Below are 11,867 nucleotides of genomic sequence, written 5' to 3'. Positions count from 1 at the left end.
GTCTATTCTTTCAAGCAGACGCAGGGATCAGCGTCAGGGCGCCGTCTTTCTCGACGGCAATGTTGAAGCGCAGCAGGATCGGCACCGCCATGCTCACGTGCGAACTCGCTGTGCCTTCAGACCAGCTCAGGCGCTGCATGAGGGCCGCGCGCAGCGCGCTTCTGCTCGCGCCACCAGCGATCAGACAGTCGCAGACAACGCGCATGAACTCTGGCTTTGACTGCGCGAACGTATTGCGACCGGCCTGAAGGTCTTTTCGCATCGCGTCGATCAAGCCGGCACGACAGAAGCGCTCCGCGTGCTCGCGGGCCTTGACGGGCAGCCCGCGCAGGATCTCCTCGTCGGTCGCCGTCACCTCCAGCGCGACCTTCTCCACTTTGGTCTTGCGCTCGACCGGTGCGGGCAGGACAGGTTTGGCCGGCTGCATGGCGGGCACAACCTCGTCCTCGTCGTCGGGCGTGGCCTGCGCCGCTTCCAGCTTCGGCTCTTGAGCCTGCGCCACCGGCTGCTTGGCCAGGCGGCGTCGTGCGTTTTCGTGGCGACGCAGCAGGTCTTCCACGTTGATGGTCTGGCGGATGGCTTCCAGGGTCTTGACCGAAGCGCTGGAGCACTCACCAAAGCTCGCGCAGGCGCGGCACACGATGGAGTCGTGGCTGAACACGCTGGCGGCTGCGAAACATGCCGGAGCGCCTGCTGGGGCGGTCACGTCGGCGAACAGTTGCATTCCTCTTCTCTCAAAGCGAATCAATCACGTCCTGCACTTCGCGGCGGGCGTTCATGATGGTTTTGGCGGGCAGACCAGTGGCGGTGCCGATCATCTTGCTCACGAAGTCCAGGGTCAGACCGGCATGCGAACGCCTGGACAGGCCCATGCCACGTGCGACTTCGGCATGCGCGCGGTGGCGCGCAATCTCGGCCAGAAGCTCGGGCGGCGGATTCACCAGCCACTCCACGATCAGTTGCGCCACCGGCGACAGGCGTTCGGTCATGCGCACGGCCCGCGCCTGACGCTGCTTCGCTTCCAACACCTCATCCGGCGTCATGGCGTCGCTGCTGATGGTCTCCTCGACCGGCGTTGCGTTCTCGCCCCGCCCTGCGTTGATCTCCTCGATCGAGTAGGTGGCATTCTCGATGCGCTCCAACTCGACGCGCTCGGCGATGCGGTTCATGTGGTTGTAGGCGGCGCGGCCAAAGTAGGTGCAGAACTCGAACCCCTGATTGGGATCGAAGCTCGCGTGCGCCACGACCAGCGACTGACGGACTTCACCCACCACATCCTCGAAGTCCATCGCTGCGCCGATCGCCTGGAGCCGGCGGTAGCAGTTGCGTGCCACCTTATGCACCAGCCCCAGGTTGCCCTGGTAGCACTCAAGAACGTCCGTGCTATACATGCTGGATCAGCCAAAGATGCGTTGCGCAAGACCGTCCACCACCTCGCGGTCCACCTTCGACAGCTTGTTGATGAAGGACAGCTGGATGCCCTGGCGGAACGAGCCGCGCTTGACGCCGATCTTTGCCGAGTAGATCAGCGTGCGAGGCGAAATCACGTCGCTGATCTTGGCGCCGTCGTATGCCTCACGCACCAGCGCCGCGAAGTCCACCATCTTGTCGGCGTCTTCCTTCACCAGCCCGACGCGCTTCTGAAGGATGAGGCTCTCGAACTGTTTCTTCATGTATTGCTTGTGGACGACCATGCCGAAGCGGTCGTAGTTGGCGCTGTTCTGGAGCGACGTGCCCTGATAGAGGCCCGTTTCGTCGCCGCTGCCGTTGGTGTTGCCGGTCGCGACGAAGCGGAAGTTCGGATGCGGCTCGATCACGCGATTGGCGGCGTCGGCTTCCTTGATCACCAGCGCCTTGCCCTCGAGCACTGCCTGGTAGACCGACAGCACGCTCGGCAGCGCGAAGTCGTATTCGTCGGCCGCGTAGACCCAGCCATTCTTCATGGCGAGCGGCAGCGGTCCCAGCTCGAACTCGGTCTGGCCGTTCTTGACGACCCACTGACCGACGATGTGGCTTTCTTCGGTGTTCACCGTGTGCTGGACGCGGATCATGGCGCGGTTGGTGCGCGCGCAGATTTGCTCATACAGCTCCGACTTGCCCGAGCCCTTGTGGCCCCAGACGTAGCAGGGGATATTCAGCTCCAGCGCCAAGATGACGTTCTTGAGTTCGTCCACGTCATACACGTAGTCGTCGGACTTCGTGGGCACCATGTCCGGGTCAGCCGACGTGGCGACCACGCTGATGGGGATCGGCTCTTTCTTGCTCGACAGGGCGGCAGCCACCTTGCCCAAGCCGAACACTTCGTGGAACGGCTGCTTCACGATCTGGCCCTTCGGCATGAGCGAGGCAACGTTCGGAGCGGCAGCGACGGCTGCGGCTGTGCCGGCCATCTCCAGCGGTGCGGCTGCGACTGCGGTCGTGTCCTTGCGCTTCTCAGCGATGGCGCGCTTGGCGGCTTCCGAGAGCAGCGGCGCTTCCGGGTAGGCTTGCTGGTAACGCTCGATGGTCCAGTCTTCGTGGTCCTTGCGCAGGTGAATCTGGATCGAGTGGACTTGCGCGTTGCAGATTTCGCAGGTGATCTTTTCCGAGTTCTCGCTCATGGTTATCTCCAACAGAGTGTGTTTGCTAGTTGATGCAGCAATGCGCTGCGACATGTGTAAATTTAAAGATGCGATGCAGGGGATAGTCAGTCAGTTCTGACTATCCCAATCACGTAGCCTGAATCAGCCCAAAAGCAGGTGGCGCAGCTCCTTCATGACGCGCTGCGGCAGCTCGCTCACGTCATTGAGGACCATGCTGCGGCTGTAGAAGCGCTCCACTTCGGTGGACATGATGCCGATGCCGACCACCTTGACGCCCGACCCCTCGACCTTCTTCACGGTCTCCTTGAGGTGCTTCTGGAGCGCGCGGGGGTTGCTGGAGTAGCAGCTGGGCGCGCCGTCGGAGAGCACCATCATGACCTTGCCGGCCTCGCGGCGAGACAGCAGCCGGCGGGCCGCGATCTCCACGCATTCCCCGTCGACGTTGTTGCGCAGAATGTTCGAGTTCGGCAGCCAGGCGAAGCGGCTCTTGGTCTCGGTCGCCGTCATGCGCTCGTTGAAGCCTTTGATGATCGGCATGTAGAGCGCCTCGACCCGCGTGAAGCCCTTGCCGATCTTGTCGCTCTCCTCTTCCAGCTTGACGTGGCTGATCGGACATTCGCCAGTGGTGAAGCAGATCACCTCGCTCTTGATGCCAATGCGGTCCAGCACCGAAGCGAGCGCGTAGGCGGCTTGCGCAGCCGTGTGGACCTTCGCGCCAGACATGGAGCCCGAAGCGTCTACCACCAGCTCCACCGCCACGTCTTTGCTCGTCGTCTCTGTCTTGCGTCGGAACACGCGGCCGTCGCCCACCGCCAGACGCGACAGGTTGGCCGCGTGCAGCCGGCCAGAGCGGCGTCCGTTCTCCCACGTGGACAGGGACCGCGCAGCGATGGCGCGCTCCAGGTCTTTCTGAAGCGGCGCGACCATGTGATCGACCTTATCCTGGAGCCGAGACAGCATGCTCGCGTCGTATTCGCGGCCAACGCGCAGCGGCTCCACCACGTCGAAGTCCTTCGTGTAGATCAGGTAGTCCGAGTGCTTCGCGGCGTCGGTTGCGGCGTTGGAGATGAGCGCGGACACGGCGTCGTCGAAGCCATTCTTGGTCTCTTTGTCGATGGCATCCATGAGCGCGGAGGTGGAGCCGGTGGTCGTTTCGCCGTCAGCAGTCTCCTTGCTGTCGTCGTCGCTGTCGTCCTCCTCTTCTCCGCCGCCCTCGCCTTCCTCCTCGCCTTCGTCGCCTTCGCCCTCGCCGGCTGCGGAGTCTTCGGCTTCGCCCTCGCCCTCTTCGCCTTCGCCGCTGCCAGAGCCTTCGCCCTCGTCTTCCGACTCTTCGCCTTCACCTTCGCCTTCGGAACCCTTGCTCTTGCCTTCGCCAGCGCTGCCTTCGCCGCTGTCGGCTTCGCCCTCGTCCTCGCTTTCATCTTCCTCGCCGGCGGCACCGCCGGTGCGCGACTTGGACTTCGAGCCCTTCTTCTCAATGCCGCCTTTGCTGCGCGACTTGGACGACTTCTTGGACTCCTCTTCGCCGCCAGCGCCGCCGCCGGAGCCGTCGCTGAGAGCCTTCAGGAACTCTTGCGCGAGGCTGATCGCTTCTTCGGTCGAGGCGCAGTCCTCAATCTTCGGCGCCAGGTGCGCGACCTTGCTGAGGACCGGATCAACCGCAGCCTTATGCTTGTCGATGAACTCGCGGAAGATTTGCTGGCCCGCCATTGCGCGAATCAGGGGAGCCATCAGCGACGCCACGACACCGTTTGCATCGCCCTTCTTGGCGCACTCTTGCATGCGCGGCGTGATGTATTTGGAGAGGAAGAAGTGGGCGGTGTTGGACAGGTTGCTGGCCGAGCCCTGGAACTTCTGCGCCATCAGCTTTTCGATGCGCGCGTCCTCGATGATGTTCATGATGCCGTGCAGGCGCTCGTTCTTGATCTTCTTGAGCGCCTTGAAGTCGCTGAACAGGATGTGCGCGACTTCGTGGTCAAGGAAGCCCTGAATGGCGTTGACCAGTTCGTCGGTCGCGTTGTCCGGCATGTAGGGCAGATTGACCAGCTCGGGCTCGCCGTCGGGGCCAGGCTGAACATAAGCACTGACTCCTCGTTGCGTGACTTGGATGCCCTTGCCAGACAGCATCTGTGTGACTTTGACAACAGCTTCACGGAGAATATGGATTCGGTCGTTCATGTGCGGCCCCTTGATTTGTAATAGTCAACGTTGACTTACATTTCGAATCTTACGTGAGACGTTCAGGGCGTGCAACTAGGGACTCGCACGTTCCCAACGGCAACAAAAAAGGCGAGCAGATGCTCGCCTTCTTTCGCTGGTCTTTTGCCACCTCAGCCGAGCATCGCTGCTTGGCCTGCCGAAGTGTTCAGGAGCGTCACGACCCCCACCTTCGGATGCGACACCTTGCAGAGAAACGCAGAGCCCATATCCAGCTCTTCCATCACCTCGCCCTCTGCAACGAGATCGGCATACACATCCAGGCCGATCTGCTGTGCGAATGCCTTCCCCACTTCAATCTTCTCGGTATTTGCGAAACACATGGAACACTACACTCCTGGTTTGGTTGGTTGCTGAACGATCAGCACGTGTCAGATTATAGTCAATATTAACTTACTATGCATCGACCCGGTGAGAGAGGCACACGGGCGAGCCATTGACTACAGCGGCGCCTGCAATACAATCGAGTCAAGCGGGTTCAATCAACACTGACTTGAACCCAACTCTTGACAAACGCCTTTTGTAAAGTCACTTCTTATTTGACGGTCTCTATAATGTGACCGTCTACCCGCATCGGGCGTCTGATGCAGTCTAAGAACGAGAAGGAGGGAAGCCTATGAACGAAACGACCAACACCAAACGTCGCGGACCCCGCGCAACCAACGTCCTGCCGCCGGCACCGAAGCGTGGTGAAATCCCGAAGGTGGCTGACTACGTGAGCCACATGCTTGCTCTGAGCGGCAAGACGCAAAAGGAACTCGCGGACGAGTTGGGCTTTTCCACTCCGAACATGGTGTCCATGATCAAGAATGGCCGAGCCAAAGTGCCCATCCAGAAGACGGGCCAGATGGCGAAGGCACTGAACGTGGACCCGATTTACTTCCTTCAGCTCGTGCTGCGTGAATACCAGCCAGAGACTTGGGATGCAATCGAGGACGTGTTTGCCAACCAGCCGATCCTGACGGCCAACGAAGTCGAGATTATTGAGACGCTGCGCGCGGCGAAGCTGCCCAATCCGAAGCTGGCTACGGCTGGCGACAAGAAGCGCTTCCAGGAATTTATGTCGGGCTTTGGCACCGACAACGCGCTCACGAAGAGCAAGTGAGATAGACCCACAGTCAGACACGGAACTTCCCCCTGATTCACAACTAGGCGCCTTCGGGCGCCTTTCTTTTTGATCTAGATCAACGACAACTTGGAGTTCATCGCGATCCATAAACTCAACCACGAGTTTATGTATTTGCTGCGAATGTTACGGAAAGTTTCACAAACCTAACTACCCCTACATTGGGGGGATTTAACAAGATTTATAACTCAATTTCGCGCGCTTTAAGACGCCGAAAATACGCCCTTTCTCGGCCGTTACGTGGTCAGAAAAGCCACCGCAAAGCGACAGCCAAACCTTAGCGTTTGCTTTCAGTCGGAAAGCTCCCTGTAAGGCTGAGGCTGTTCGAACCGCTGAGGCGATACGCTCCTCAAGCAACTGCGCGTCCTCCTCAACCATCAGTTGAAAGAAGGACACCACGTCGTCCGGGTAGCGTTCATCCACGCCTAGCAGGCGTCTGGCAGTCACGCTGTAGCTGATCCGGCCCGCCAGCACGTTCATCTCCCAGGCACCTACGTCGACCATCTCCAGCGCCGTGCGCAGCAGCCGCTCGCTCTCGACGATGCGCTCCAGATATCGGCTGCGCTCAATGGACAGCCCTATCCCCGGCTTCTCGTGCCGCGCATCACAATCTTCCTCAACCTGCTCGCCGTAACGAAGCCAGATCCAGTTCACATTGAAATAGGCCGCCAGGCGCTTCAGGTAGGCATAACCTATGTCTCCACCCTTGAGCCATTTATGCACAGCTTGAGGCGTGCAACCACACGCATCGGCAATCACAGCGAGCGTGGCCCCTTCTTTGGCGCTCATCAGCGCCTTTAGTCGCTCCCTAAAACTCATCGACTCCCTTCCCAAATAGCAACGTCACGGGCCTATTTGTCAAATCGTTATCCCGATTATTTAAGTAACGGCCTCATTGATTAACAGCGAGGCCGCAGATTTTAGACTTATGCGTTTGCTAAGGAAGATTTTTACACCTCAGCCTTACAAAAGGCAGACAGATTGTGAACAAAGAAGAGGGGTATGTGGCGCACAGACAACAGTCAACGCTTACTTTACTCGCATCAAGTCCTGGGGTAGGATGCGCCAATAGTAAGTAATGACTGTTTCTAGGTTGATGACCGTGAGGACTTTGGACATTGAGGAGTGCGCCGCCTTCCTGAAGGTGGACCGGACCACAGCATTGAAGCTCGCCGGCAGCGGCGATCTGCCTGGCGCCCGCATTGGGCGCGCATGGGTGTTCCTGGAAGACGACCTGATTGGCTACCTGCGTCTGCGCGTGAAGCAGCAGCAAGCCGAGCGCCGCAATGAGACGATCGTGGATGAAGGGCTCGCCGCATCTGCACGCCGCAATGGCACGCTGGTGAGCCCTCTCCTGGCCAAGCGCGCCGAGAAGAAGAAGCGCGAGCTGCCCGAGCTACCAGAGCTTGCTGGCTAGGTCGCTGCCGCGCAGGTTGGCGTAGCGCTTGAGCATGCGCAGATCCTTGTGGCCCGTAATCGAGGCGATCTGCACGTCCGTGAGCGTGGTGCGCTCATAGAGGCGAGAGGTCGCCTCATGACGCAGATCGTGGAAGTGCAGATCGGGGCTTCCGGCGTGCTGGAAGATCCGCGAGAACTGCTTGGAGAGCTTGGCCGTCGTGGCGCGCAGGCTCTTCTTCTCTCCATCCCACCACGGGAACAGCCGCCCGCCGGCCATGTCCCACCCATCCATCTCTGCGTCGCCAGACTCCACCAGCGCCTTGTAGCGCCGGATGCAGTCGAGCGCGACCGATGACAGCGGCACCTGGCGCTTGTCGCCGTTCTTGGTCTTGTCCAGGAACACAGTGCGCATCCCTTCATTGATCTGGTCCAGCGTGAGCGTGTATATCTCGCGCATGCGCATGGCCGTCTCCAGAGCCAGCTCGAACAGCAGGATGAGCGCCGGTCGGTAGTTCAACTCCAGCGGCCGCTCCTTGTCCTCGGGCTTCGCGCGGTCGATCAGCACGGCGCGGATGGCATCCTCTTCGTCCTTGCCGTGCAGGCGGCGATCGCGCTCGTTCTCGTGGTCTGCCTCGTCGGCCCTGCCCGACACTTCGAGCGCTCGCATGTCCGCGTCCGTGTAGTTGGCGTAGCGCTTGGGCAGCATGCGGATCGGGTTCACCGTCAGCTCGACGATGCCTCTGTTCGAGGCCCAATCAAAGCATCTTCCAAGCGCGCCGACGTGGTGGCGAATCGTAGAAGGCGCGAGCGTGAGTTCCCTTTTCATGCCGGCGATCCAGCTTTCGACCCAAGCATAGTTGACTGCTTTAAGGCGAGTCACACCAACGCGCGCATAGAGGACATTCAAGCAGGTCACGTCCGATTCAGGCACGTGCTGCGTTTTCAAGTATTCGCGGATCACGTCACCGACGAAGGGAAACTTGCTCTCCGGCTCGCGGTATTCGAGCAGCCCTTCTGGAATGATCCCCTTATCAAGGAGCGCCTCGAGCTTGCGCACGTAGGCATCGCCCTCTTCTTCCTTGTCCTTTTCGAATCGCAGGACCAGAGGCTTGGGGAACAGCGCCTTGCGCTTGATGATGTATTCCCACTTGCCGTTTCTTTCTCGCTTTGTCGCCATGATTTCCCCCACGAGGACACACTCGCGTCCTCACACATCGTTCGCGTCTACACACAACACGACTATTTTAGGGGGTTCCGGTCACCCGGAGTCGGGTGACGTAGGCCACTTTAGGCGACTCTAGGCGACTTTTGCGCCTCTGCGCTGAGGGGGCCGAAAATGAAAAAAGCCCTGATAAATCAGGGCTTTAGAATGGAGGCGGAGGCCGGAATCGAACCGGCGTAGACGGCTTTGCAGGCCGCTGCATAACCACTTTGCTACCCCGCCAGGGGTTCTGCACCGCATTGTAGCAATTCGTGAAGAACCGCGTGTTTTGCCGTGCCGATAAAGAAAAAGGGAAGCAAGGCTTCCCTTCGGGATTGGAGCGGGAAACGAGGCTCGAACTCGCGACCTCAACCTTGGCAAGGTTGCGCTCTACCAACTGAGCTATTCCCGCGTAACCGGTTATGCCGCCATGCCTACACATCAACACGGCCACATATTTCAAAACTGGAGCGGGAAACGAGGCTCGAACTCGCGACCTCAACCTTGGCAAGGTTGCGCTCTACCAACTGAGCTATTCCCGCATTTTGGCTACCAGCACTGCCGTACAACCTTTGTGCTGCTAGACCGTTTGCGTCACATCACTGCAACGCGAGAACGAGATTATGGCAAAAAAGAGTCGCCCTCGTCAACACTTTTGCGCAAGAGTTTTTAAAGGCTCATTTTGCGCGCTCGCGAATCTGCGGCCAGGCGAGCTTCATGTAGTACGCCATCGACCACAGCGTGAGCACCGCCGCCACGTAAATCAGCCACGTACCCCACACCTGCGCATCGATCATGCCGAACAGGCGGCCCTCGAACAGCAGCAGCGGAATCGCGATCATTTGGAAGGTCGTCTTCAGCTTGCCGAGGAAGTTGACGGCCACGCTCTTCGACGCGCCAATCTGCGCCATCCACTCACGCAGGGCGGAGATGGTGATCTCGCGGCCAATGATGACGAGCGCGACGACGTCGGAAACACGGCCCAATGACAGCAGCACCAGCAGCGCGGCGGCGACCATCAGCTTGTCGGCGACCGGATCGAGGAAGGCGCCGAAGGAGGAGGTTTGGTTCCAGCGGCGGGCGAGGAAACCGTCGAACCAATCGGTGAGGCTTGCAACGATGAAAAACACCGCGGCCGTCAGATTTTTGGCGGGCAGTGCCATCCAAGTGTCCGGCACGTAGAACACGCCCACCACCAGCGGGATCATGGCCACACGCAACCAGGTCAGGAGGATCGGGAAGTTGAAAGGCATGGCAAATCGAGAGGACAACCGCCGCGCGAGCTGAAACCAACGCGGCACGATGGGGCATTGTCGCCGATCAATGCAGCTGACGGTAGATTTCTTCGGCCAGGGTCTGCGAGATGCCCTCCACCGTGGCGAGTTCATCGACGCTCGCGGCGATCACGCCGCGCAATCCGCCGAAGCGCGCGAGCAACCGCTGCCGGCGCTTGGCGCCGATGCCTTCGATCTCTTCCAGCCGCGACGTGTTGCGCGCCTTGGCCCGCTTGGCGCGCATCCCTGTGATGGCAAAGCGGTGCGCCTCATCGCGAATCTGCGCCACAAGCATCAGCGCAGCGCTGCCCTGACCCAGCTCCAGTGACGGACGGCCATCGGCGAAAACCAGCGTTTCGAGGCCGACTTTGCGACCTTCGCCCTTGGCCACACCGACGAGCAATCCAATATCGAGCCCCAGCTCCTCAAAGACCTGTCGCGCAACTTCCACCTGCCCCTTGCCACCGTCGATCAGCACGATGGTCGGCATGTTCGGGGTGTCTTCGCCAGCCTGCTCGACGATCTTCTGGTAGCGGCGCGTGAGGACTTGCCGCATGGCCGCGTAATCGTCGCCGGGGGTGATGTCCTGGATGTTGTAGCGGCGGTATTCGCTGTTTTGCATGGCGTGGCTGTGAAAGACCACGCACGAGGCCTGCGTGGCTTCGCCGGCGGTGTGACTGATGTCGAAGCACTCGACGCGCAGCGCGGCAAGGTCTTCCAGGTCGATACCGATGGTCTCGGCCAGTGCGCGCGTGCGGGCCTGCTGGCTGCCTTGCTCGGAAAGCCGACGCATCAGCGAGAGTTCGGCGCCCTTCTCCGCCATCTCGAGCCACGCGCGACGCCCACCCTGGGGCTGACGCACGACCGAGATGCGACGCCCGGCCTGCTCGGCCAACGCATCGATCAGCTCGGTCGCGAGAATCGGATGACTGACCACCAGCACCGGCGGCACGAACTGATCGAGATAGTGCTGCGCAACGAAGGCTTCGAGGATGTCGCTGGCCATGCGTTCGGCATCGCGCGATGTTTCTGCAGCCGACACGCTATCGGCTTCGACATCCACACCGACAATGGCGGCGCCCTCTTCCACGTGCGTGGGAAAGTAAGCTTTGTCACCGAGATGACGCCCGCCGCGCACCATCGCCAGGTTCACGCAGGCGTGGCCGCCCTTGATGGCAACAGCCAGGATATCGATGTCACTGGCGTGGCCGACCTCTTCCACCGACTGCTGCTTGAGCACCGTCGACAACGCGCCGATCTGGTCCCGCACGATGGCAGCCTGCTCGAACGCCAGCGATTCGGCGTAGCGCTGCATCTTGTCCTGCAGCGTCTGCATCACCTCGTCTTGCCGGCCCTGCAGGAAACTGGCCGCGTTGGCGACATCGCGTGCGTAGTCCTCTGCGCTGATGGCCTGGACGCATGGGCCGCTGCAACGATGGATCTGGTGCAGCAGGCACGGCCGCGTGCGGTTGTTGAAGACCGTGTCTTCGCACGTACGGAGCCGGAACACCTTCTGCAGGATCTGCATGCTCTCGCGCACGGCATGCGCACTCGGGAATGGGCCGAAGTATTGATGCCTGCGGTCGGTTGCGCCACGGTAATACGCCATGCGCGGATACGCGTGCTGCGTGAGCTTTAGATATGGATACGACTTGTCGTCGCGAAACAGAATGTTATAGCGCGGCGCCAGGGCCTTGATGAGATTATTCTCGAGCAGCAGCGCTTCTGCTTCGCTGCGCACGACCGTGGTGTCGATGCGCGCGATCTTCGCCACCATCATCGCGATGCGCGGCGAGAGCAGCGTCTTGTTGAAGTAGCTCGACACGCGCTTCTTGAGGTCGCGTGCCTTGCCCACGTAGAGCACATTGCCCTGCACATCAAAATAGCGATACACGCCCGGCAGGTTCGGCAAGCGCGCGATATGCGCTTTCGCGTCGAATTCAGGCACGTTTGCGGGCGCGTTGGCCTCGACGCTCTCGGGCGTCTCAGGGGACTGGGGTTGCTTGGGGTCGGACGACATGGCGTTCGCTGAATCTGAGGCCGTCAGTGTAGAACAAGCTGCCGACTAC

The 11,867-nt window shown here is 60.5% G+C and carries 11 protein-coding genes and 3 tRNA genes; 2 read left to right on the top strand and 12 right to left on the bottom strand.

Annotation, left to right across the window (positions count from 1 at the left end; genetic code table 11):
* Positions 1 to 10: 10 nt before the first annotated feature.
* From N5B55_RS04680 to N5B55_RS04660, 5 genes are all read right to left on the bottom strand, one after another.
* Positions 11 to 724: a hypothetical protein gene (locus N5B55_RS04680; RefSeq protein ID WP_304539285.1), complete on the bottom strand. Its 714-nt coding sequence runs from the start codon at positions 722 to 724 to the stop codon at positions 11 to 13.
* A gap of 10 nt (positions 725 to 734) precedes the next feature.
* Complete coding sequence (locus tag N5B55_RS04675; protein WP_304539284.1) at positions 735 to 1,391, bottom strand: sigma factor; 657 nt, start codon at positions 1,389 to 1,391, stop codon at positions 735 to 737.
* A gap of 6 nt (positions 1,392 to 1,397) precedes the next feature.
* Positions 1,398 to 2,600, bottom strand: a complete 1,203-nt coding sequence (locus N5B55_RS04670; protein WP_304539283.1) for an AAA family ATPase — start codon at positions 2,598 to 2,600, stop codon at positions 1,398 to 1,400.
* A gap of 123 nt (positions 2,601 to 2,723) precedes the next feature.
* Complete coding sequence (locus N5B55_RS04665) at positions 2,724 to 4,760, bottom strand: cobaltochelatase CobT-related protein (protein ID WP_304539282.1); 2,037 nt, start codon at positions 4,758 to 4,760, stop codon at positions 2,724 to 2,726.
* A 152-nt stretch (positions 4,761 to 4,912) separates the two neighbouring features.
* Positions 4,913 to 5,122 carry a hypothetical protein gene (locus N5B55_RS04660; protein WP_304539281.1) on the bottom strand — a complete coding sequence of 70 codons (210 nt, stop codon included), beginning with the start codon at positions 5,120 to 5,122 and terminating at the stop codon, positions 4,913 to 4,915.
* A gap of 293 nt (positions 5,123 to 5,415) precedes the next feature.
* Between N5B55_RS04660 and N5B55_RS04655 the strand changes: the two genes are divergently transcribed.
* Positions 5,416 to 5,904: a helix-turn-helix domain-containing protein gene (locus N5B55_RS04655; RefSeq protein ID WP_304539280.1), complete on the top strand. Its 489-nt coding sequence runs from the start codon at positions 5,416 to 5,418 to the stop codon at positions 5,902 to 5,904.
* Positions 5,905 to 6,096: 192 nt separating this feature from the next.
* On the opposite strand, the gene N5B55_RS04650 is transcribed toward N5B55_RS04655, so the two are convergent.
* Positions 6,097 to 6,744 carry a helix-turn-helix domain-containing protein gene (locus N5B55_RS04650; RefSeq protein ID WP_304539279.1) on the bottom strand — a complete coding sequence of 216 codons (648 nt, stop codon included), beginning with the start codon at positions 6,742 to 6,744 and terminating at the stop codon, positions 6,097 to 6,099.
* A 283-nt stretch (positions 6,745 to 7,027) separates the two neighbouring features.
* On the opposite strand from N5B55_RS04650, the gene N5B55_RS04645 reads away from it, so the two are divergent.
* Positions 7,028 to 7,342, top strand: a complete 315-nt coding sequence (locus N5B55_RS04645; RefSeq protein ID WP_304539278.1) for a helix-turn-helix domain-containing protein — start codon at positions 7,028 to 7,030, stop codon at positions 7,340 to 7,342.
* Here N5B55_RS04645 and N5B55_RS04640 read toward each other — a convergent pair.
* The 6 genes from N5B55_RS04640 to uvrC all read right to left on the bottom strand — a co-directional run bounded on the left by N5B55_RS04640 (position 7,322) and on the right by uvrC (position 11,818).
* Positions 7,322 to 8,500, bottom strand: a complete 1,179-nt coding sequence (locus tag N5B55_RS04640; protein WP_304539277.1) for a site-specific integrase — start codon at positions 8,498 to 8,500, stop codon at positions 7,322 to 7,324. The genes N5B55_RS04645 and N5B55_RS04640 overlap by 21 nt on opposite strands.
* 193 nt (positions 8,501 to 8,693) lie before the next feature.
* Positions 8,694 to 8,767 (bottom strand) — tRNA-Cys (locus tag N5B55_RS04635).
* A gap of 93 nt (positions 8,768 to 8,860) precedes the next feature.
* Positions 8,861 to 8,936 (bottom strand) — tRNA-Gly (locus N5B55_RS04630).
* A gap of 54 nt (positions 8,937 to 8,990) precedes the next feature.
* Positions 8,991 to 9,066 (bottom strand) — tRNA-Gly (locus N5B55_RS04625).
* Between the two features lie 135 nt (positions 9,067 to 9,201).
* Positions 9,202 to 9,777, bottom strand: coding sequence for a CDP-diacylglycerol--glycerol-3-phosphate 3-phosphatidyltransferase (gene pgsA, locus N5B55_RS04620; protein ID WP_304539276.1), 576 nt, complete (start codon positions 9,775 to 9,777; stop codon positions 9,202 to 9,204).
* 67 nt (positions 9,778 to 9,844) lie between these two features.
* Complete coding sequence (uvrC, locus tag N5B55_RS04615) at positions 9,845 to 11,818, bottom strand: excinuclease ABC subunit UvrC (RefSeq protein ID WP_304539275.1); 1,974 nt, start codon at positions 11,816 to 11,818, stop codon at positions 9,845 to 9,847.
* Positions 11,819 to 11,867: the final 49 nt, after the last annotated feature.

The organism is Ralstonia pickettii (genome assembly GCF_030582395.1).
Lineage (GTDB): Bacteria > Pseudomonadota > Gammaproteobacteria > Burkholderiales > Burkholderiaceae > Ralstonia > Ralstonia pickettii_D.
The sequence above is the reverse complement of the archived record's forward strand: the minus strand, read 5'-3'. Positions and strand labels throughout refer to the sequence as shown.